At 77.3% G+C, this 20,340-nt stretch carries 23 protein-coding genes; 5 read left to right on the top strand and 18 right to left on the bottom strand.

Annotation, left to right across the window (positions count from 1 at the left end; genetic code table 11):
* Positions 1–10: 10 nt before the first annotated feature.
* Positions 11–442 carry an NfeD family protein gene (locus tag BM158_RS13910; RefSeq protein WP_091559968.1) on the bottom strand — a complete coding sequence of 144 codons (432 nt, stop codon included), beginning with the start codon at positions 440–442 and terminating at the stop codon, positions 11–13.
* Between the two features lie 55 nt (positions 443–497).
* Here BM158_RS13910 and BM158_RS13905 point away from each other — a divergent pair, with 55 nt between their 5' ends.
* Positions 498–1,250 carry a hypothetical protein gene (locus BM158_RS13905; protein WP_091559966.1) on the top strand — a complete coding sequence of 251 codons (753 nt, stop codon included), beginning with the start codon at positions 498–500 and terminating at the stop codon, positions 1,248–1,250.
* Here the strand turns inward: BM158_RS13905 and BM158_RS13900 are convergent.
* The 14 genes from BM158_RS13900 to BM158_RS13835 all read right to left on the bottom strand — a co-directional run bounded on the left by BM158_RS13900 (position 1,247) and on the right by BM158_RS13835 (position 15,339).
* Positions 1,247–2,425 carry a ferrochelatase gene (locus BM158_RS13900; RefSeq protein WP_207506574.1) on the bottom strand — a complete coding sequence of 393 codons (1,179 nt, stop codon included), beginning with the start codon at positions 2,423–2,425 and terminating at the stop codon, positions 1,247–1,249. The genes BM158_RS13905 and BM158_RS13900 overlap by 4 nt on opposite strands.
* A gap of 7 nt (positions 2,426–2,432) precedes the next feature.
* Positions 2,433–3,209, bottom strand: a complete 777-nt coding sequence (gene fabI, locus BM158_RS13895) for an enoyl-ACP reductase FabI (RefSeq protein ID WP_165628931.1) — start codon at positions 3,207–3,209, stop codon at positions 2,433–2,435.
* A 2-nt stretch (positions 3,210–3,211) separates the two neighbouring features.
* Positions 3,212–3,898, bottom strand: coding sequence for an SDR family oxidoreductase (locus tag BM158_RS13890; RefSeq protein WP_278247576.1), 687 nt, complete (start codon positions 3,896–3,898; stop codon positions 3,212–3,214).
* A gap of 113 nt (positions 3,899–4,011) precedes the next feature.
* Positions 4,012–4,362 (bottom strand): hypothetical protein, encoded by a 351-nt coding sequence (locus BM158_RS13885; protein ID WP_091559956.1) that lies wholly within the window; start codon positions 4,360–4,362, stop codon positions 4,012–4,014.
* Positions 4,363–4,438: 76 nt separating this feature from the next.
* Positions 4,439–5,308: a hypothetical protein gene (locus BM158_RS13880; RefSeq protein WP_091559954.1), complete on the bottom strand. Its 870-nt coding sequence runs from the start codon at positions 5,306–5,308 to the stop codon at positions 4,439–4,441.
* Positions 5,305–6,237 carry a glycosyltransferase family 2 protein gene (locus tag BM158_RS13875; protein WP_091559951.1) on the bottom strand — a complete coding sequence of 311 codons (933 nt, stop codon included), beginning with the start codon at positions 6,235–6,237 and terminating at the stop codon, positions 5,305–5,307. Before BM158_RS13875 ends, BM158_RS13880 begins: the two co-directional genes overlap by 4 nt.
* Positions 6,234–7,145, bottom strand: coding sequence for a glycosyltransferase family 9 protein (locus BM158_RS13870; RefSeq protein ID WP_091559950.1), 912 nt, complete (start codon positions 7,143–7,145; stop codon positions 6,234–6,236). Before BM158_RS13870 ends, BM158_RS13875 begins: the two co-directional genes overlap by 4 nt.
* A complete protein-coding gene (locus tag BM158_RS13865) occupies positions 7,142–8,443 on the bottom strand; it encodes a PfkB family carbohydrate kinase (RefSeq protein ID WP_091559947.1) in 1,302 nt (433 codons plus the stop codon). Before BM158_RS13865 ends, BM158_RS13870 begins: the two co-directional genes overlap by 4 nt.
* Positions 8,440–9,039, bottom strand: coding sequence for a D-sedoheptulose-7-phosphate isomerase (locus BM158_RS13860; RefSeq protein ID WP_165628930.1), 600 nt, complete (start codon positions 9,037–9,039; stop codon positions 8,440–8,442). Before BM158_RS13860 ends, BM158_RS13865 begins: the two co-directional genes overlap by 4 nt.
* The gene (locus BM158_RS13855) at positions 9,036–10,238 is read right to left on the bottom strand and encodes a glycosyltransferase (protein WP_091559945.1); all 1,203 of its coding nucleotides are present in this window, start codon (positions 10,236–10,238) and stop codon (positions 9,036–9,038) included. The genes BM158_RS13860 and BM158_RS13855 overlap by 4 nt, the downstream gene beginning before the upstream one ends.
* On the bottom strand, positions 10,235–11,185 hold the full coding sequence (locus BM158_RS13850) for a glycosyltransferase (protein ID WP_091559942.1): 951 nt from the start codon (positions 11,183–11,185) through the stop codon (positions 10,235–10,237). Before BM158_RS13850 ends, BM158_RS13855 begins: the two co-directional genes overlap by 4 nt.
* On the bottom strand, positions 11,182–12,186 hold the full coding sequence (locus tag BM158_RS13845; RefSeq protein ID WP_091559939.1) for a glycosyltransferase family 9 protein: 1,005 nt from the start codon (positions 12,184–12,186) through the stop codon (positions 11,182–11,184). The genes BM158_RS13850 and BM158_RS13845 overlap by 4 nt, the downstream gene beginning before the upstream one ends.
* On the bottom strand, positions 12,183–13,685 hold the full coding sequence (locus BM158_RS13840; protein ID WP_091559936.1) for an HAD-IIIA family hydrolase: 1,503 nt from the start codon (positions 13,683–13,685) through the stop codon (positions 12,183–12,185). The genes BM158_RS13845 and BM158_RS13840 overlap by 4 nt, the downstream gene beginning before the upstream one ends.
* Positions 13,678–15,339 (bottom strand): carbamoyltransferase family protein, encoded by a 1,662-nt coding sequence (locus BM158_RS13835; RefSeq protein ID WP_091559932.1) that lies wholly within the window; start codon positions 15,337–15,339, stop codon positions 13,678–13,680. The genes BM158_RS13840 and BM158_RS13835 overlap by 8 nt, the downstream gene beginning before the upstream one ends.
* Positions 15,340–15,518: 179 nt before the next feature.
* Between BM158_RS13835 and BM158_RS13830 the strand changes: the two genes are divergently transcribed.
* Genes BM158_RS13830 through BM158_RS13815 form a run of 4 tightly spaced genes read left to right on the top strand, consistent with a single transcriptional unit; the run spans position 15,519 to position 17,622 of the window.
* Entirely contained in the window at positions 15,519–16,565 is a 1,047-nt protein-coding gene (locus BM158_RS13830) for an NAD-dependent epimerase/dehydratase family protein (protein ID WP_091561228.1), read from the top strand.
* Positions 16,498–16,776: a hypothetical protein gene (locus BM158_RS13825; RefSeq protein WP_131802046.1), complete on the top strand. Its 279-nt coding sequence runs from the start codon at positions 16,498–16,500 to the stop codon at positions 16,774–16,776. Before BM158_RS13830 ends, BM158_RS13825 begins: the two co-directional genes overlap by 68 nt.
* Before the next feature lie 49 nt (positions 16,777–16,825).
* Positions 16,826–17,119 (top strand): YiaA/YiaB family inner membrane protein, encoded by a 294-nt coding sequence (locus BM158_RS13820; RefSeq protein ID WP_091559925.1) that lies wholly within the window; start codon positions 16,826–16,828, stop codon positions 17,117–17,119.
* Between the two features lie 26 nt (positions 17,120–17,145).
* Positions 17,146–17,622: a hypothetical protein gene (locus BM158_RS13815; RefSeq protein WP_091559922.1), complete on the top strand. Its 477-nt coding sequence runs from the start codon at positions 17,146–17,148 to the stop codon at positions 17,620–17,622.
* Positions 17,623–17,626: 4 nt separating this feature from the next.
* On the opposite strand, the gene BM158_RS21810 is transcribed toward BM158_RS13815, so the two are convergent.
* Genes BM158_RS21810 through BM158_RS13800 form a run of 3 tightly spaced genes read right to left on the bottom strand, consistent with a single transcriptional unit; the run spans position 17,627 to position 20,322 of the window.
* Positions 17,627–18,061 carry a VOC family protein gene (locus tag BM158_RS21810; RefSeq protein ID WP_091559921.1) on the bottom strand — a complete coding sequence of 145 codons (435 nt, stop codon included), beginning with the start codon at positions 18,059–18,061 and terminating at the stop codon, positions 17,627–17,629.
* Positions 18,062–18,085: 24 nt separating this feature from the next.
* Complete coding sequence (locus BM158_RS13805; protein ID WP_165628929.1) at positions 18,086–19,048, bottom strand: NAD(P)H-binding protein; 963 nt, start codon at positions 19,046–19,048, stop codon at positions 18,086–18,088.
* A 53-nt stretch (positions 19,049–19,101) separates the two neighbouring features.
* Entirely contained in the window at positions 19,102–20,322 is a 1,221-nt protein-coding gene (locus BM158_RS13800; RefSeq protein ID WP_207506573.1) for a 3-deoxy-7-phosphoheptulonate synthase, read from the bottom strand.
* Between the last annotated feature and the right edge of the window lie 18 nt (positions 20,323–20,340).

The following is a 20,340-nucleotide window of genomic DNA, read 5'->3' as shown; positions in this document are numbered from 1 at the left end:
ACCCGGGCGTTCAGGCCCGGGACACGTAGGCGATCGGCCCCTCGATCTGCACGATGCGCACGACCTGGCCGACGTCGTAGGCCTCGCCGTCGAGCTGGGTGCGGGCCGACCACTCGTCGTGGCCCATCCGCACCTGGCCCGAGGTGCCGGTGACCCGCTCGCTGACCTCGGCGGTGCGGCCGACGTAGACCTCGACGCCGTCGACCTGCTCCGGCGTGCGCTGGGTCAGGTGCCGCTTGGCGACCGGCCGCACCACGAGCAGCAGGCCCAGGGACACCACGACGAAGGCGACGAGCTGCAGCACGACCGCCCCGCCGAGCAGGGCGACGAGCATCCCGCCCAGCGCTCCGCCGGCGAGCATGAGCAGCACCAGGTCGAGGCTGGCGACCTCACCGGCCGTGAACAGCCCCGCCGCGATCAACCAGAGCACCCAGGCGGCCATGCGCCCGAGTCTGGCAGAGCGGCACCCGGGTCGCGGGCCGCCTACCCTCGACCGGGTGCCCGACCTCAGGACCCGCCGCGCCGCCGGCGACCCCGCCGGACGGCTGGCCGCCTGGGCGACCGCGTGGCTGGCCGGCCGGGTGCCCTACGACGACGCCCTCGAGGCGGTGACCGGCGACCGCGCGCACGTGGTGCAGGGCCCCGACGGCTCCCGCCCGCTGGGCGAGGTGCTGACGTCGCTGCGCGGGCGGGGCGAGCGCCGGCTGCGGCTGGTGCTGCCGGTGCCCGGTGACGTGCACGGCCTGCCGCCGGTGCCCGCCCTGGCCGCCACCGCGATGGAGGCCGGTCAGGCCGTCGTCGGGGACACGCTGGTGCTGCTGCCCGCCACGGCCACCACCGAGACCGTGCTGTGGACCCAGGTGGACCTGCCGGCCGGCTGCCTCGCGCCGCCGCCGGTGGAGGGCACGCTGCGGTCGCTGTCGGGCCGGCTGGACCTCGCCGTCGGCGACGCCGCCCGCACCCTGGCCGGGCTGGACCTGGCCCGCTGGCACCCGGAGGTGCCCGCGCTGCTGGCCGGGCTGTCCGCCGCGCCGGCGGACCCGGGCCTGCCGCCGGACACCGACCCGGTCGCGGTCTCGGTGCTCACCCGCGCCCGCCGGCTGGCCACCGTGCTGGACCTGGCGCTGGCCGACTCCCCCGGCGGCGCGGTCACCGCCGGCCAGATGGCGGCCCGGGAGGACGCGCTGCGCCCGCTGTCCGACGCCGTCCGGGAGGCCACCACCGCCGTCTGGAACTGGCTCCCCCGCTAGCTGGGGCGGGCGCCCGGGCGGCCGGCGGGGCGCTGCACGAAGCAGCAGGACGCCGGGCAGTTGGTCCCCAGCCGCGGCTCACCACCGGCGCGGCGCTCGGCCAGCAGGTCGACGAGCGAGCGGACGAACGCCGGGTGGGTGCCCGCCGTCCCGGCGCGGGCGAAGGCCAGGCCGAGCTCCTCGGCGGTCTCCTTCGCCTCGTTGTCCAGGTCCCAGATCACCTCGAGGTGGTCGGAGATGAACCCGACCGGGAACACCACGACCGCCTGCACGCCCTCCGCCGAGAGCGCCTGCAGGTGGTCGTTGACGTCGGGCTCCAGCCACGGCACCGACGGCGGGCCCGACCGCGACTGCCACACCAGGTCGAAGGACCGGCCCGGCGCGACCCGGTCCACCACCAGCCGCGCGGCGGTCTCCAGCTCGCGCTCGTAGGTGTGGCCCCCGGGCCCGGCGACGGCGGCCATCGCGTCGGGGATGGAGTGCGCGGTGGCGACCAGCCGGGCGCCGTCCCGCAGCTCCTCGGGGAGCTCGGCGAGCGCGGCGGCGAGGGCGTCGGCGTTGGCCTGCACGAAGCCGTCGGCGTCGTAGTAGTGCGGCAGCTTCTCCGCCGTGGGGCCCGCGGGCGCGGACGGGTCGGACTCCAGCGCGACCCGGGCCCGGGCGACGTCCTCGTGGTACTGCCGGCAGCCGGAGAACGAGGCGTAGGCCGAGGTGGCCAGCACGTAGGCGTGCTCGATGCCGTCGTCGGCCATCTCGCGCCACACGTCCTCGACGTAGGGCGCCCAGTTGCGGTTGCCCCAGTACACCGGCAGGTCGACGCCGGCCCCGCGCAGCGCGGCGACCAGCGCCTTGTTCTGGTCGTTGATTGGGCTGACGCCGTCGAAGTGGTGGTAGTGCTCGGCGACGCTCTCCAGCCGCTCGCGCGGGATGCCGCGGCCGCGGGTGACGTTCTCCAGGAACGGCATGACCTGGTCGTGGCCCTCGGGACCGCCGAAGCCGAGCACCAGCAGCGCCTCCCGCCGGCCCGCCGGCGCCGGCGCGGACCCCGGGACGACGCCACCGTTGTTGCGGGCGGCGAGCGAGGGGGCCTCGTCCGGCCGCTGCCCGTCGGGGGTGATGGACACCCCGTCGGGGAGCGGGTGGGCGGGCCGGGCAGGGAGGAGCTGTTCGGTCACCGCCCAGTCATACCCCGACGGCGTGGAACCCGCCGTCCACGTGCACGATCTCACCCGTCGTCGCGGGGAACCAGTCGCTGAGCAGCGCCACGATCGCCTTGCCCGAGGGCTCGGTGTCGGTGACCGACCAGCCCAGCGGGGCCTTGGTCTCCCAGGCCTCCTCGAACTGCTTGCTGCCCGGGATCGACTTCATGGCCATGGTGCGCAGCGGGCCGGCGGCCACCAGGTTGACCCGGACGCCGTCGGGGCCCAGCTCGCGGGCCAGGTAGCGCGAGGTGGACTCCAGCGCCGCCTTGGCCGCGCCCATCCAGCCGTAGACCGGCCAGGCGACGGTGGCGTCGAAGGTCAGCCCGACCACCGAGGCCTGCTCGCCGAACAGCGGCCGGCAGGCCTGGGTGAGGGAGGCCAGCGACCAGGTGGAGACCTGGAAGGCGGTGGCGGCGTGCTCCCACGCGACCTCCGGGAAGCCCTCGCCCATGGCCTCCTGCGGCGCGAAGCCGATGGAGTGCACGACCCCGTCGAGCTGGGCGCCCGCGGGCATGACCTCGCGCAGCCGGTCGGCCAGGGTGGCCAGGTGCTCGGTGTTCGTCACGTCGAGCTCGACGACGGCGGCCTCCTGCGGCAGCCGCTTGGCGATCCGCTGGCACAGGCTCAGCGCCCGCCCGAAGTTGGACAGGACGACGGTGGCGCCCTGCTCCTGCGCGATGCGCGCCGCCGAGAAGGCGATCGACGCCTCGGTCAGCACACCGGCGATCAGGACCGTCTTGCCCTCGAGGATGCCCATGCTCAGTGCCCCATTCCCAGTCCGCCGTCGACCGGGACGACCGCCCCGGTGATGTACCCCGCGTGCTCGCCGGCCAGGAACCGGACGACGCCGGCGACCTCCTCGGCCTCGGCGAGCCGACCCAGCGGGACCTGCCCGAGGATCTCCTGCTGCCGCTTCTCGGGCAGCTCCGCGGTCATGTCGGTGCGCACGAAGCCCGGTGCCACCACGTTGGCGGTGATGCCGCGCCCGCCCAGCTCGCGGGCGATGGAGCGGGCCAGCCCGACCAGCCCGGACTTCGACGCCGCGTAGTTGACCTGCCCGGCCGAGCCCAGCAGCCCGACGACCGAGGACACGAACACCATCCGGCCGCTGCGGGCGCGGACCATCTTGGCGCTGGCCCGCTTGGCCACCCGGTAGGCGGCGGTGAGGTTGGCGTCGACGACGTCGGTGAAGGCGTCCTCGCCCATCCGCATGAGCAGGCCGTCGCGGGTGATGCCGGCGTTGCTGACGAGCACCTCGACCGGGCCCTGGTGCTCCTCGACCGCGGTGAAGGCGGCGTCGACGTCCTCGGTGGAGGTGACGTCGCAGCGCACCCCGAACAGGCCGTCGGGCGCGCCGCTGCCGCGGTGGGTGACCGCCACGGAGTCGCCCGCCTGCGCGAACGAGCGGGCGATGGCCAACCCGATCCCCCGGTTGCCCCCGGTCACCAGCACCGATCTGCCCACTGCCACTCCCGCGCTCGTCCCGGCGTCCGTCGGGAGCAACCTATCGGTGGCGGCCGGGGTCCCGCCGGGCCGGGCGGCCTACCGACCGGTAGCCCTCAGCGCTCGTCGTACCGCAGCGCGGCCAGGCAGACCGCGCCCCACAGCGCGGCGAACCCGACCACCTTCGCCCGGGTGCCCCGGCCGCGCAGGGCCACCCCGAGGACGGCGGCGTCGCCCCAGTCGCTGGCGACCCGGGCGCCGACGGCGGCGCGGCGCGCGGCGCCGGCGGGGGCGAGCACCATGGCCAGCCCGATGGCGGTGTCCCGCACGCCGACCAGCCGGGTCATCGTCCGGTTGTCCTGGTTGCGGGACAGGCCGGAGGGCCGCTGCAGCAGCTCGGGGCGGGCGACGAGGGCGGCGGAGTAGGCGGCGGTGGCGGCGCCGGTGAGCGTGGTGAGAGCAGGCACAGGGTCCTCCGGGTGCTGTCGGTCAGGGATGCCCGTCTTCTGGAGCCCTGCCGCCCTACCCCGGCCCCGGTGGGGGTCAACCGGCCAGGGCGGCGACCAGCCGCGCCCGCTGGTCGGCGGCCGAGCGCGCGACCTCGGCCCAGGCCGGCAGCACCGGCTCGGCGGGCAGCAGGCAGCGGTCCAGGGCGGCGTCCAGGGCGGCGGCGTCCACCTCGTCGGCGGCCAGCAGCACCGGCCAGCCCAGCGCCGCCGCCTGCGCGCTGACCTTGGCGCCGCCGACGACGGGGTCGACGGCGATCACCGGCCGGCCGCGGCCCAGACCGAGCACCAGCCCGTGCAGCCGGGAGCTGACCACGACGTCGGCGCGGCCCAGCACGGCCTGCACCTGCCCCACGCGCCGCCGCTGCCCGGAGGGCGTGAGCAGGTCGGTGCCGACGTCGAAGGACCCCAGCCCGCGGTCGGCGACCCACCGCTCCACGACGGCCTGCACCTGGGCGTGCCGGCCGCGGTCGCCGTACTCGGGCTGGACGGGGGCGAACACGGTGGCGACGACGGCCGGGCCGTCGCCGGGCGGGTCGATGGCCAGGTCGGGGCGCGGCGGGCAGCCGGGGGCGTCCCGCGGCCAGACGGCGCCGAACCGCGCGGCCGTCGCCGGGTCCACCACCGACACCCCGACGGCCAGCCGGCGGGTGTGCGCGAACCGCCGGAGCAGGCCCTCCACCAGCGGGTCGCCCAGCAGCGGCCCGCACACCCACACCAGGTGCGTGTAGCCGGCCGGGTCGACCCGGGCGTGGTCGACGCCCCGGTCCAGGTAGCGCGCCCACGCCACGTCGTGCGCGATGCCGGCCCGGGCCAGCCAGCCGGTCACCACCTCGGCGGCGCGCTCGTCGCCCACGGTGGCGATGACCTCGGTGAAGCTGAACCAGCCCACCACGAGCACCCTCACCGGGTCACCGGGTACTTCGGCGCCGAGCCGGCGGGGAGGCCGGCCAGCCGGGCGACGTCCCACGCGGCGAACCGCCGCTCCTCGAGCACCCGCAGCCCGGCGTCGACGTCGTCGGGCAGCGGCCGGCGGCGGGCCAGCACCCAGGGCACTCCGCGCAGCGCCAGCAGCACGCCGCGGACCAGGTCGGCGTCCCGCGGGGCCGAGCGCAGCACGAACACCGTCCAGCGCAGTGCGCTGCGCCGGGGCCGGTGCAGCCAGGCGTTCCAGAGCGTGTTGCGCAGGCCCCAGTGCCGGATCCGGCTGTGGTTGGCCAGGCTCGGGTGGTGGTGCATGACGACGTCGTCGACGTAGCGCATCAGCCAGCCCTCCCGCAGCAGCGGGTGGGCCAGCGTCTCCTCCTCCCCGCCGATGGTGAACTCCGGGGCGTACCCGCCGACCTGCTCGTAGGCGGCCACCCGCACGACCGCGGCCCCGCCCATGAAGCTGAGCAGCACGGTGCCGGGGACGCCCTCGGTCTCGGGCAGCGGGCTGGCCGCCATCTCGGTCGAGATGGGGTCCGGCGCCTGCTCGTCGCCGACCACGATGCGGGCGTTCACCAGGGCCAGCCGGGGGTGGGCGTCCAGCAGGGCGACGGCGCGCTCCAGGCCGGGCCGCTCCCACCAGCCGTCGTCGTCGCAGAAGACGACGTAGGGCGTGGTCGCGGCCCGCACGCCCTCGGTCCGCCCGGCCGCGCCGGTGTTGGTGGGCAGCGCGCGCACCCTCACCCAGGGCCGGTCGGCCAGCAGCTCGCGGGTGCCGTCGGTGGAGGCGTTGTCCACCGCGACCACCGGCAGGTCCAGCTCGGCGAGGCGGTCCAGGGTGTGCGGGAGCCACGCTGCGCAGTCGTGGGTCAGCAGGACCACCGTGAGCCGGTCCGCGAGGCCCGTCATGGTCCCACCTCCGCGGCCGCGGCCAGCACGTCGGCGACCGTGGTGCGCAGCAGCACCGGGTCCACCTCGCCGCCGTGCGGGTCCCCGCGGTAGCCGGGGTCGTCGGCCGGCCAGAGCACGCGGTGCCGGGGGTGCACCGGGGGACCCCAGCGGCTGGGCGGCACCGGCCCGCTGAGCACCACCGACGGCCGGCCGAACACCGCGGCCACGTGCGCGGTCCCGGTGTCGCCGGACAGCACCAGCCGGGCGGCGGCGACCAGCCCGCACAGCTCCTGCACCGAGAGGTCGACCAGGGCCGGTGCGCCGTCGGCGACCGCGTCGACCAGCGACCGCTCCTCCGCCGTCCCGGTGACCACGACCCGGTGGCCGGCCCCGCGCAGCGCGTCCGCCACCGCGGCCCACCGCTGCGCCGGCCACCGGCGGGACCGGGCCGCCGCCCCGGGGTGCACCACGGTCGACCCGGGACGGATCGCCGGCGGCACCGGCAGCAGGCCGGCCAGCGGCGGCGGGGTGGCCGGGCCGCCCAGCTGCTCGGCGACCAGCCGGCACCAGCGGTCGACCTCGTGCTCGTCGTCGTCCCACACCGACCGGTCCGGGGCCGGCCCGAGCGCGAAGCCCACGCACCGGCCCGGGCGCAGCGCCAGGAGGGGCGCCTTGGACGCCGGGCCGTTGCCGTGCAGGTCGACGGCGAGGTCGGGCCGCCCGGGCAGGCCGGTCACGTGGTCGAGGTGCTCGACGGGGACGACGTCGTCGACCAGCCCGGAGCCGCACAGCACCTCGGTGAACCGCACCGGCGCGCCCAGCACCACCCGCCAGCCGGGGAGCCGGCGGCGCAGCAGGGCGAGGGCGGGCAGGCCGGTGACCATGTCGCCCAGGCCGATGGCCCGCAGCACGACGCAGGTGCTCATGCCCGGGCCAGCTCGGCGAGCGCGGTGGTGGACCGGCCGGCCAGGAACGGCACGGTGACCACCCGGCCGCCCCAGCCGGCGAGGACGGCGGCCTCGGGGACGGCGACGCCGGAGTAGTCGCCGCCCTTGACCCACAGCTGCGGGCGCAGGCCGCGCAGCACCTGCTCCGGGGTGTCCTCGTCGAAGACCACGACGTCGTCGACGCAGCCCAGCGCACGCAGGATGCGCACCCGGTCGGCCTGCGGCTGCAGCGGCCGGCCCGGGCCCTTGAGCCGGGTGACCGAGGCGTCGGAGTTGACGCACACCACCAGCCGGTCGCCCAGCGCGCGGGCGGCCTCCAGGGTGGCGACGTGGCCGGCGTGCAGCAGGTCGAAGCAGCCACCGGTGGCGACCAGCACCCCGCCGCCGGTCGGCGCCGGCGCGGGCGCGGCGACGTGCGCGGAGGCGGCCCGCACCGCGGCGGCCACCGCCTCCGGGGGCAGCGCGCCCCCGGCCAGCGCCCAGCCCGCGGCGGCGGCGAACGCGTCCCCGGCGCCGCAGGCGTCGCCGGCGTCCACGGCCGGGGCGGGCACGGCCAGCACGCCGTCCTCCCCCACCGTGGCCAGCGCGCCGGCCGCGCCGAGGGTGACCGCGACGGTGCCGGCGGCCCACTCCGCGCGCAGCGCCAGCGCGCGGTCGGCGACCGCGCCGACGTCGGGCCGCGGGCCCGGGTCGGCGCCCAGGGCCTCGACCGCGTTCGGGGTGACCAGCCGGCAACCGGGCACCGGCGGGGCGCCGCGGGGGTGCGGGTCCCAGACCACCGGGCGGCGCCGGGCCACCGCGGTGAGCAGGCCGCGCAGCTCCGGGTCGGCGGTGGCGCCCAGGCCGTAGTCCGCGACCACCACGGCGTCGGCCCCGGCGAGCACGGTGGCCACCGCACCGGGCAGCGGGCCGACCGGGCCGGGCTCCCCACCGCGGTCGACCCGGGCCACGGTCTGCCCGCCGGCCCGGATGCGGTGCTTGACCGGGGTGCTGCCGGCCCAGGGCAGCGGGACCAGCTCGACCCCGGCCGGCAGCACCGACCGCAGGGTGGCGCCGTCGGCGTCGTCGGCCAGCGGGGTGACCAGCACGACCCGTCCGCCGCCCGCGGCCAGCGCGGCCACCGCGGCCACCGCGGCCACCAGGCCCGCGCCGCCGGCCCGGGTGCTCTCGGCGTCGGCCCGCACCACCGGCACCGGGCCGTCGGGCGAGAGCTTCTCGGCCCGGCCGTCGGTGTCGACGTCGAGCAGGGTGTCCCCGACCACGACCAGCGTCCTCACGGCGCACCGGCCAGCAGGCGGGCGTCGAGCTCGGCGTCCAGGCCCGCGCACAGCACGTGCAGCAGCACCAGGTGCACCTCCTGCACGGTGGCGGTGAACGGGGAGGCGACGGTGAGCGCGTCGTCGGCGACCTCGGTGAGCGCATTGGGCCCGCGGCCGGTCATCGCCCAGCAGGTGACCCCGCCGGCCCGGGCCCGGCGCGCCGCCTCCACCACGTTCGGGCTGCCGCCGGAGGTGGAGAGCAGGACGGCGACGTCGCCGGGCCGGGTGTGCGCCTCCAGCTGCCGGGCGAAGCCCTCCTCGTGGCCGTAGTCATTGGTGATCGCGGTCAGCGCGGACACCTCGGCGTGCAGCGCCACCGCGGAGAACGGGCGCCGGTCGTCGCGGTAGCGGCCGACCAGCTCGGCGGTGAGGTGCGCGGCCTGCGCGGCGCTGCCGCCGTTGCCCGCGGCGACCAGGCGGGCCCCGCCGGTCAGCAGCCCGGCCAGCTCCCGGCTCCACCGGGTTGCGGTGGCCACGGCCGGCGCGGACGCGGCCAGCGCGGTGGTCAGGTGCTGCACGTGCTCGGCGCCCACCGGCGTCGGCGGGCGGGTCACCGGGCCACCGCCGGGCGCGGGCGGGGCAGCCGTCGGTAGGCGTCCTCGGTCATGCGGGCGACCTCCTGCCAGTCGTAGGTGGTGACGACGCGCTCCCGGCCGGCGGCGCCGAGCCGCCGGCCGAGGGCGGGGTCGGTGAGCAGCGTGCGCAGCGCCGCGGCCAGCGCCGCCGGGTCGCGCGGCGGGACGAGCAGGCCGGTGCCGCCGTCCACGACGGTGTCGGTGAGCCCGCCGACCCCGGTGCCCACGACCGGCACGCCGCAGGCCATCGCCTCCAGCGGCACGATGCCGAACGGCTCGTACCAGGGTGCGCAGACCACGACGTCGGCCGAGCGGACCCAGGCCGCCACCTCCTCGCGGCCGCCGCGGCCGACCAGCCGGACCCGGTCGGCGACGCCGCGGGCGGCCGCGGCCGCCTGCACCTGGGCGGCGGCGGGGTCGGCGGCCAGCACCTCGGCGGCCGGGCCGCCCAGCACGACGAGCTCGGCGCCGGGGACGTCGGCCAGCGCGGTGAGCACGTCGCCCAGGCCCTTGCGCGGCACCAGCCGGCCCACCACCAGCAGCCGGGGCCGGCCGGCGCGGGGCACCCGCGGCCCGTCGGGGGTGAAGGCGCCGGTGTCCACGCCGCTGGGGACGACGGTGACCTTGCGCCGGTCGACGCCGAGGGCGGCCAGCTCGTCGACCTCGTCGGCGCAGGTGGCGATCACCCCGGCGGCGCGGCGGGCGACCGCGGTCTCCACCCGGATGCGCACCGGTGGGCTGGTGTCGGCCGTGCCCTGCCACCGGCGCTTGACCGAGCCCAGCGCGTGGAAGGTCTGCGCCACCGGCACGCCCAGGCCGTGCGCGGCGTCGACGGCGGCCCGGCCGCTCATCCAGAAGTGCGCGTGCACCACGTCGGGCGGGTCGGCCAGCAGCTCGGTGCGCAGCGCGGCGGCCAGCTCGGGGACGTGCGGCCAGAGCTGGTCCTTGGGCACCTCCTTGGGCGGCCCGGCGTCCAGGTGCCGCACGACGACGCCGGGGGCGAAGTCCACGGCGGGCGGGAGGTCGACGTCGTCCCGGCGGGTGTGCACGACGACGTCGTGGCCGCGGGCGGCGAGCGCGCGGGCCAGCATCGCCACGTGCACGTTCTGCCCGCCGGCGTCCTCGCCGCCCAGGGTGGCCAGCGGGCTGGCGTGCTCGCTGACCAGGTCGACCCTCACCGGGCCACCTCGGCGAGCAGGCCGTCGAGGTCGGCGAGGAACCGGTCGAGCCCGAACCGCTCCAGCGCGGCGGCCCGGGCGACCTGCCCGGCGGCGCGGGCGGAGTCGGGGTCGGCCAGGAACCAGCGGACGGCGTCCACCAGCGCCTCGACGTCCGAGGCCACCACGCCGGCCCCGTCCGGGACGGCGGTCGGGGCCTCCGTCGTCGCGAGCACCACCACCGGGCAGCCCATCGTCATCGCCTCCACCAGGGACAGGCCCAGCGAGGTCCACCGCGTGAGGTGCAGGTGGACCCGGCGCCGGGCGACCTCGTCGTGCAGGGCGTGCTGGGGCAGGTCCTCGAACTCGCGGACCGCCGTGCCCAGGGCGCCCGACGCGCCGGTGACCTGCATGCCGAACAGGTCGACGCCGAAGGGGGCGAAGTGCGGCAGCAGGTCGGTGCCGACGGTGCGCCCCCGGCGCAGCGGCTCGTTGCTGACCACCGAGACCCGGGGCAGCTCGCCGGTCCACCGCGGACCGGGGTCGGGGACGCCGTGCTCGAGCACCCGGGTGGGGGCGCACCCGTTGTCCCACGCGACCCGGTTGAAGTGGGTGACGTGCACCAGCGGCACGTCGGTGCGGTCGGCGAGCAGGTGCCGGCTGCCGGCCGGGGTCGGCGGGGTGTCGTGCTCGACGTACAGCGCCGGGACGTCGACGCCGGCCTCCCACCCGGCCCACTGCCGCAGCAGCTCCAGGTCCCGCGGCCGCTGCAGCAGCACGACGTCCACCCCGGCGTCGCGCACCTGCTCGGGGGTCACCTCGACCACCGAGGCGGGCCAGTCCCAGGTGCGCGCCCGGCCCAGCCCGTCGCCGGTGCGCCCGGGGACCACCGGGACCAGGTAGCGGTGCCCGCCCTGCACGACGGCGGTGAGCCAGGACCCGTGCACGTGCCAGACCAGGACGTTCATGCCCGCACCCCCACCAGCCGCGCCACGCCCTCGACCACGTCGGCCGGGTCGACGCCGGCCAGGCAGGGGTGGCCGGGCAGCGGGCAGACCCGGGCCCGGCTGCCGGCGCAGGCGGCGTGCTGGTCCCCGAGGATCACCCGGTGGTCGGTGTGCGGCGCCCACCGCAGGGCCGGCACGACCGGGGAGAACAGGCTCACCACCGGGGCGCCGACGGCGGCGGCCAGGTGCGCCGGGCCGGTGTTGCCGACGGCGACGGCGTCGGCCCCCCGCAGCACGGCGGCGAGCTCGGCGACGGTCAGCCGGGCGCCCAGGTCCACGCCGTGGTCGGCGGCGACGACGGAGGTGAGCGCGCGCTCGTCCGGCCCGCCGGTGACCACCACGGGCAGACCGCGGCCGGCGAGGGCGAGCACCACCGCCCGCCACCGCTCGGGCGGGTAGCTGCGGGCGGGCGCGTCGGCGCCGGGGTGCACCACCACGTAGCGGTCGGGCAGGCCGGCCACCGGGGGCAGCCCGTCGACCAGCGCGAGCCGGCCGTCGTCCCCGGGCGGCAGGGCGTACCCGGCCCCGGCGGCGACCGCGAGCATGCGCACCGGCTCGGGCGCGTCGGCCGGCTCGGGCAGCCGGACGTCGAGCAGCGAGCCCGGGAAGTCGGTGCTGACGGCGGCCACCCGGGGCACCCCGGCGAGCCGGAGCAGCAGGGCGGTGGGCAGCGCGCTCTGGTGGAAGGAGGTGAGCACCAGCGCGGTGTCGAACCGCCCGCGCAGCCGGTCGACGAGGGCCGCCGTCGCGGCGGGGTCGACCGGCCCGGCGCCGGCGGAGATCCACGGCGCGTCGAACACCTCGACGTCGTCCACGCCGGGCAGCAGCCGGGCGACCTCGGCGCCGCGCGGCCCGGCCAGCACCGTGGTCGAGGCCGACCCCGCGGCCACCGCCCGGACCGCCGGCCCGCACACGACGACGTCGCCGAGGGAGTCCAGCCGCACCACCAGGGCCCGGCTCACCGCTGCCCCACCACCAGCGCGACCGCGGTGGCCAGGTCGCGGGCGACGGCGGGGGCGGCGGCCAGCTCGGCGGTGCGGGTCTCGTCGGTGGGCACCAGCACCCCGCGGGCGCCGGCGGCCTGCGCCGCGACGACGTCGGACCAGATGTCCCCGACGAGGACGCACTCGGCCGGCTCGACGCCGAGGACGGCCGCCGCGGCGAGCACCGACCCGGGCTCGGGCTTGCGGCAGGAGCAGCCGTCCTCGGGCCCGTGCAGGCAGACCGCCCAGGCGTCGAAGGGGCCGAGCAGCTCCTCGACCCGGTCGTGCACCGCGGCCAGGTCGCGGGCGGTGAACGCGCCGCGGGCCAGGCCCGACTGGTTGGTCACCACGCCCACCGGCAGCCCGGCCTCCCGGGCCGCCCGCACCGCCTCGACCGCGCCGTCGACGGGCCGCACCCGCGCCGGGTCGCCGTTGTACGGGACGTCGACGACCAGCGTGCCGTCCCGGTCGGCCAGCAGCGCCGTGGTGCGCGGGGCCTCGTGCACCGGGCGGGGAGGGGTGCGGCGGACCAGCGCGCGCAGCCACCACCAGGTCGCGGCCGGCGGGATCGCCGCGCTGGTGAGCAGCATCGTGGTGACCTCGGCGCGGTCCCGCGGGCCCGGGGCGATCCGGGCCCAGGCGAACTCGGCCGTGCCCAGCGCCCACACCGCAGCCGCCGCGCGGTTGCGCAGGAGCAGGGCGGCCAGCCCGGCGGCGGTGAGGACGACGTGGCGCGGGCGTCGCCCGGCCGGGGCGTGCGCGCGGTCGCCCCACAGCCGGCCGTGCAACCGGGCCATGAGCACGTCGTCGGCGTTGCCCCGCTGCTGGCGGACGCTGGTCCAGCGGCCGGTGGGCCGGACCGGGTGGGTGGTGCGGCGCCGGCCGACGACCAGCCGGCGCCCGGTGGCCTGCACCTGCAGCGCGAGGTCGGCGTCCTCCCGGAAGGCGCGCGGGAAGCGCTCGTCGAACCCGTCGACGGCGGCCAGGACGTCGCGGCGGTAGGCCATGTCGGCGGTGATCCACCACGCCGTGGCCAGCCCCGCGGTGCCGCGCTCCCAGTCGGTGGGCCGGCGCCCGGCCGGCAGCGGCACGTCGATCTCCGCCTGGGTGCCGGCGATGCCGTGCCGGTCGGCGTCGGCGAGGTCGGCGGCCAGGTCGGCGCACCAGCGCGGGCCGACCACGACGTCGTCGTCGAGGAAGGCGACCCACGCCGTGCCCGGCGGGACGGCACGCCAGCCGGTGTTGCGGGCGGCGGCCGGCCCGCGTCCGCCGCCGTGCAGCACCAGCACGTGCCGGGCGACGTCCGGGGGCAGGTCACGGACGTCGACCACCGGGACGTCGCCCGGCTCCCGCCGGTCGTCCACGACGACCAGCCACTGCGGCCGCGGCCCGTCGGCCGCGGCGAGCGCGTCGAGCAGGACGCGCAGCGAGGGCCGCCCCAGCGTGGGGACGACGACGGCGTACCCGGGCTCACCCATCGGCGGCCATCCCCTCGTGGGCCCACGAGCGGTGCACGACGAACGGGCCGATCGCGAGCAGGTCGACCGGGCCGGAGCCGAAGCACTCCAGCGCGTCCCGGGGCGTGTCGACCATCGGCCGGCCCGCGGTGTTCAGGCTGGTGTTGACCACCACCGGCAGGCCCGTGCGCGCCTCGAAGGCGGTGAGCATCCGCGCCACGAGCGGCTCGGTGGCGGGGTCCACGGACTGGATGCGGGCGGTGCCGTCGACGTGCACCACGGCGGGGATGCGGTCCCGCCAGGCGGGGGCGACGTCGTGCACGAAGAGCATGTGCGGGCTGGGCACCGGACCCCGGGAGAAGATCTCGCCGGCCCGGTCCAGCCGGACCATCGGGGCGACCGGGCGGAACTGCTCGCGGCCCTTGACGTCGTTGAGCCGCTCCAGGTTGGCCGCCCGGCCGGGGTGCGCGAGCAGCGAGCGGTGGCCCAGCGCCCGCGGACCGAACTCGCTGCGGCCCTGGAACCAGGCGACCACGCCGTCGGCGGCGAGCACCCGGGCCACCTCGTCGGCGACGTCGTCGCTGCGCCGGTGTTCCACCCGTGCGGTGCGCAGCACGGCCCCGATCTCCTCGTCGGTCCAGCCGCGGCCGAGGTCCGCGCCCGGGAACGGCCCGGTGGGCTCGCCGCCCCGCCAGGACAGCTCCAGGGCACCGCCCAGCGCCGTCCCGGCGTCCCCGGCGGCCGGCTGCACCCACAGGTCGGCGAACCCGGACTCCGCGGCCAGACGGGTGTTGGCCACGCAGTTCAGCGCCACGCCGCCGGCCAGCGCCAGCCGGGTCTCGCCGGTGGCGTCGCGCAGCCAGCGGGCGAGGTCGAGCAGCACCTCCTCGACGACCAGCTGCACGCTGGCGGCCAGGTCGGCGTGCTCGTCGGTCCACGGCTCGTCGGGCCGGCGCGCCTTGGCCAGCGCGGCGAGGTCGACGCCGGCGGTGGTGAACCCGCCGTCCCCGGTGGCGCGGACCAGCGTGCGCAGCGCCTCGGCGTGGCGGGGCCGGCCGTAGGAGGCCAGCGCCATCACCTTGAACTCGTCGGAGCTGCGCAGGAAGCCCAGGTGGGCGGTGACGTCCTCGTAGAGCAGGCCCAGGGAGTGCGGCAGCTGCTGGCTGGCCAGCACCTCGAGCACGCCGTCGCGGTAGACCCCGGCCAGCGAGCTGTGCCGCTCGCCGCGGCCGTCGAGCACCAGGACCGCGCAGCTGCCGCCCCACGGCGCGGCCAGCGCGGCCGAGGCGGCGTGCGCGACGTGGTGCGGGACGAACCGGACGCGGTCGGGGTCCAGCCCCGGGATGCCCTCGGCGAGGAAGCCGGGGGCCTGCCGGGCGTAGGTCAGCCGGAGGTGGTCCCACGGGTCGTGCACGCCGGCCTGCTCAGGCGCCAGGTGCAGGTCGGGGTCGTAGGAGTAGGCGACGGCGTCGAGGTCCTCGGCGCGCACCCCGGCGTGCTCCAGGCACCAGGCGGCGGCCTGGTCGGGGGTCTCCCAGGCGGAGAACGGCACCGGCCGCTTGCCGTGCTTGCGGCGGCTGAAGCGCTCCTCCTCGGCCGCGGCGACCACCCGGCCGTCGACGACGACCGCCGCGGCGGGGTCGTGGAAGAGGGCGTTGATGCCGAGGACGCGCACGTGTCACCTCGCGGATCACCCGGTGGCCCGGGGGTCTGCTCAGCGCGAGGTTCGACCGGCCGGCTCATGACAGCACGGGCCCGGGGGGTCCCGCACGTCGACCGGTCGCGGTCGGCGTCCGGGGCGGGTTACGGTCGGCCCGGCTCGAAGACGCGGTCGCCCTCTCGGTGGGCGCCGCCATGACCCAGCCCGTGCCCGCCGTCCCCTTCCGGCACGCCGTCGTCACCGGCGGCGCCGGGTTCCTCGGCTCGCACCTGTGCGAGCGCCTGCTGGCCACCGGCACCCGGGTGACCTGCATGGACGACCTGTCCACCAGCGACGGCGGCAACGTCGCGCACCTGCGGGACGACCCCTGCTTCGCCTTCGTCCGGCACGACGTGAGCACGCCGTTCACCACCAGCGACGACGTCGACCTGGTGCTGCACCTGGCCTCGCCGGCCTCGCCCGCGGACTACCTGCGGCTGCCGGTGGAGACGCTGCGGGTGGGCAGCGCCGGCACCGGCCACGCCCTGGAGGCCGCCCGCCGGACCGGGGCGCGGATGGTGCTGGCGTCGACGTCGGAGACCTACGGCGACCCGCAGGTGCACCCGCAGCCGGAGAGCTACTGGGGGCACGTCAACCCGGTCGGCCCGCGCGGGGTCTACGACGAGGCCAAGCGCTTCGGCGAGGCGCTGACCACCGCGTACCGCAACGCCTACGGGGTGGACACCGCGATCGTGCGGATCTTCAACACCTACGGGCCGCGGATGCGCCGCGACGACGGCCGGGCCATCCCCACGTTCATCGCGCAGGCGCTGACCGGGCAGCCGATGACCGTCGCCGGGGACGGCAGCCAGACCCGCTCGGTCTGCTACGTCGACGACACCGTGCGCGGCATCCTCGCGGTGGCCGGGTCGGACCTGCCGGGGCCGTTCAACGTGGGGCTGCCCGAGGAGCGGTCGGTGCTCGACATCGCCCGGGCGGTGGCCGCGGTGGTCGGCGTCCCGCCGGACGTGGAGTTCGTCGGCCGGCCGGTGGACGACCCGTCGGTGCGCTGCCCGGACATCACCGCGATCCGCACCCGGCTGGGCTGGGAACCGGAGGTCGGCCTGGCGGAGGGGCTGGCCCGCGCGGTCGCGTGGTTCCGGTCCACGGCACCGGGTGCGGGACACTCGGGCCATGGCGACCCGCGGGCTGGTGCGGCTGGTGAACACGTCGGGTCGGGGCGTGCTGTGCCTGGCCGGTGACGTCGACCCATCCGTGGTGGCCGACTTCCACGCCCGCTACGGCCGGGAGCCGGTGCCGGTCGACGCGGTGGACACCGGCTCGGTGACCCGGCTGTCCGACGCCGCGCTGGACCTGGTGCTCGACCACGTGCGGGCCGGTGAGCTGCGCGGGCGCGAGGTCCCCGTGCTGCGCACGCCGCGTCCGGTGGCGGGGTCCACGCAGGAGGGTTGAGCAGTCCTACGGGGTCCGCGGCCCGGGGTGGGCGGGCACCGTCGGTGCCATGACCACCAACCCCATGAAGAACAAGAACACCGCCGCCTTCTTCGCCCAGGCCGCGATCGCCTTCGGCGTCAGCGCCGTGGGCCTGCTGGTGGGGATCGCCTACCTGCCGCTGGACGTCTGGCAGCGGCTGTTCCTCGGGATGACCGGCCTGTTCGTCATCACCTCGTCGTTCACGCTGGCCAAGGTCATCCGCGACGCGCAGGAGGGCTCGACCGTCCTGTCCCGCATCGACGAGGCACGGCTGGAGCGGATGCTCGCCGAGCACGACCCCTACCGCACCCCGCAGCTCTGACCGGGTCGTCGAGCGACACTGGTCGCGTGCGCACCGGGGTCGTCGTCGCCGCCGTGCTGCTGCTCGCCGCGTGCGGCACCGGTCCTCCCCGCTGGCTGGCTTCCGGGGACGCCGTCACCGCGGGCGAGGTGCTCCCCCTCCCCGGCGCCCTCGACGGGTGGGTCCTGCAGGACGAGTGGTCAGCGACGCTGCGGATCACCGTCGGCGCGGACACCCACCGCCGGGTCCCGGGGGCGAACGGCGCCTCGCTGGTGCCCGACCTGCAGGGGTGCGAGGAACGGCGGCTGCTCCTGACCTGGCAGGTGCGGTCGGACGAGATCACCCTGACCGCGGCCCTGCTCGGTCCCGACGACGCCGTCCGCACCTCCGCGGAGGGCCTCGGCGGGACGATCAGCACCGACGGTTGTTCGGCACCCGGCTTCGCGAACCCCGACGGTGAGCAGCAGAGCTACTCGAGCAACCAGGCCGACGTGGTGGTCACCGTCCAGGAGTACCGGCGCTGAACGGTCACTGGATGCAGAACTCGTTGCCCTCCGGGTCGCGGAGCACGACCCAGTAGCCGCCGGGCTCCTCCCCCGGCCCCACCAGCTCGGCGCCCAGCTGCACCAGCTCGGCGGCCCGGGTGTCGACGCGGCGGCGTCGCTCGTCCAGCGGGACGCCGCGGCCCCCGCCCACGGTGACGTCCAGGTGCACCCGGTTCTTCGCCGTCTTGCCCTCGGGCACCCGCTGGAACAGCAGCCGCGCGCCGGCGCCGTCCGGGTCGACCACCGACCAGGAGGAGTCCCACTCGTCCTCGGGCACCCCCACCGACGCCAGGTAGGCGGGCCAGCTGTCGTGCCCCTCCGGTGGGGGCTGGTCGACGTAGCCGAGCACCGCGGCCCAGAACCGGCCCAGCCGCTGCGGGTCGTGCGCGTCGAAGGTCACCTGGAACGGGTTCGCCACCCCTCCGATCCTGGACCGTCCGGCTCAGGCGGACCAGGCGGGATCGGTGCGCACCCGGTGCGCCGGGTCGTCGGTGCTGCCGACCCCCGCGCGGCCGCTGCCCGCGCGTGCTCGGCGGAGCGCCTCCCGGGAGGTGAGCAGGCCCCCGTCGGGGTCGGGGACCAGGGCCCGGATCCGGTCGTCGCGGGACTGCATGCTGTTGGGCAGGCTCATCACCAGGTCAGCGGTGAGCTCGTGCGGCAGCGGCGTCAGCCAGGACGCGACGGTGGCGACCAGCCGCGGCGGCACGGCCGGGAACGGCAGCCACACCCGGCGCAGCCCGGCGTCGTCGGCGTAGGCCCTCAGCAGGTCGGCGTAGGTCGGCGACTCGCCGTTGGACACCTCGTAGGCACCGGCCGGCAGCAGGTCGCGGTCGGCGGCGGCGACCAGGTAGTGCAGCACGTCGCGGACGGCGATCGGCGAGACCGGGTGCCGCATCCAGGTGGGGAACGGGATGACCGGCACCCGTTCGGCGATGTGCCGCACCAGCTCGTAGGACGTCGAGCCGCCGCCGAGCACCACCGCCGCCCGGAGCCAGACCAGCTCCGGGCCCGCCTCGTCCAGGGCGTCGCCGACGTCGGCCCGGCTCTCCAGGTGCTCGGAGAGGTGCTCGTCGGGGACGAACCCGCCCAGGTAGACCACCCGGGCCACCCCGGCCTCCCGGGCCGCCGCCGCGAACGTCCGGGCGCTGTCCAGGTCCTGCGCGGCGAAGTCGCCCTCGCCGATGGAGTGCACCAGGAAGTAGGCGACGTCCACCTCGCCGGCCGCGGCGAACGCCTCGGCGCACGAGGCGGCGTCGGCGACGTCCAGCGGCAGCTCGACGACCTGGTCGGACCAGTCGAACCCACCGAGCTTGCCCACGTCGCGGGCGGTGGCCACCACCTGGTGGCCGGCCCGGTGCAGCGCGACCACCAGCCGGGAGCCGATGTAGCCCGAAGACCCGGTCACCAGGCAGCGTGTCATCGACGGCCCGTGCCCAGCCCGCGGCCGGGGGCAAACAGTCAGCCGGCGCGACGTGCCCGCACCGCGGCCGCCAGCTCGGCCAGGAGCTCCTCGGTGGTGGCGAGGTCGACGCAGGAGTCGGTCACGCTCTGCCCGTAGGTCAGCGCACCCGGGTCGGTGCGGTCGAGGTCCTGCCGGCCGGCGACCAGGTTGCTCTCCACCATGACTCCGCGGATGCCCTGCTCCCCGCCGGCGACCTGCCCGGCGAGGTCGCGGACGACCTGGACCTGGCGGACGTGGTCCTTCCCGCTGTTGCCGTGCGAGGCGTCCACCACCAGCACCTCCGGCAGGCCGCGGGCGGCCAGCCGGGCCTTCGTGTCGGCGATGTGCGCCGGGGAGTAGTTCGGCCCGTCGGCGTCCCCGCGCAGGATGACGTGCCCGGTGTCGTTGCCCGTCGTCCCGAGCTGGGCGGAGACCCCGTGCCGGTCCACGCCCAGGAAGTCGTGGCCCGACCGGGCGGAGATGACCGCGGAGACCGCGACGTCGACCGAGCCCTCGGGCGAGTTCTTGAACCCGACCACCGAGGAGAAGCCCGACACCCGCTCCCGGGCGGTCTGGTCGGTGACGTTGCGCGCGCCCACGCCGTTGTAGGTGACCAGGCCGTCGACGTACTGCGGGGTGAGGGCGTTCAGCGGCTCGGCGGCGACCGGGACCCCGAGCGCGGTGATCTCGGCCATCAGCATCCGGGTGGCGACCAGGCCGACGCTGATCCGGCTGGACCCGTCGAGGAACGGGTCGTAGGCGAACCCCTTCCAGTCCACCTCGGTGCGCGGCTTCTCGGTGTAGGTGCGCATGACGACCTCGAGGTCCGCGCCGTGCCGCTCGCGCATCCGGGCGAGGAACGCGGCGTACTCCAGCGCGGCCACCGGGTCGTGGATCGAGCAGGGCCCGGCGATGACGGCGAGCCGGTCATCGGCGCCCCGGACGACGTCGCCGACCGCCCGCCGTCCGGCCCGGGTGGTGGCTGCCGACGCCGCCGTCAGCGGGACCAGCGCGGCGACGGCGGCGGGGGTGACGACGGCGCTGGCCCCGGTGATGCGCTGGTCGACCAGGTCCCCGGGGTCGACGGCGTCGGCCGGCACGACGCCCAGGGCCGCCTGGACGGCGGGGAGCAGCTCGGCGTGCGCGGCGTCGACCCGGTCGTTGACCCGCTGCTGCACCGCCAGCAGCGCGTCGGCGATGCGGGTGGCGGTGGGCAGGAGGTCGGCGGGGGCGGGCACGGGCCGCGAGGTTACCGG

Source organism: Klenkia taihuensis, assembly GCF_900112525.1.
Classification (GTDB): Bacteria; Actinomycetota; Actinomycetes; order Mycobacteriales; family Geodermatophilaceae; genus Klenkia; species Klenkia taihuensis.
This window is presented reverse-complemented; position numbering and strand designations above follow the sequence as displayed.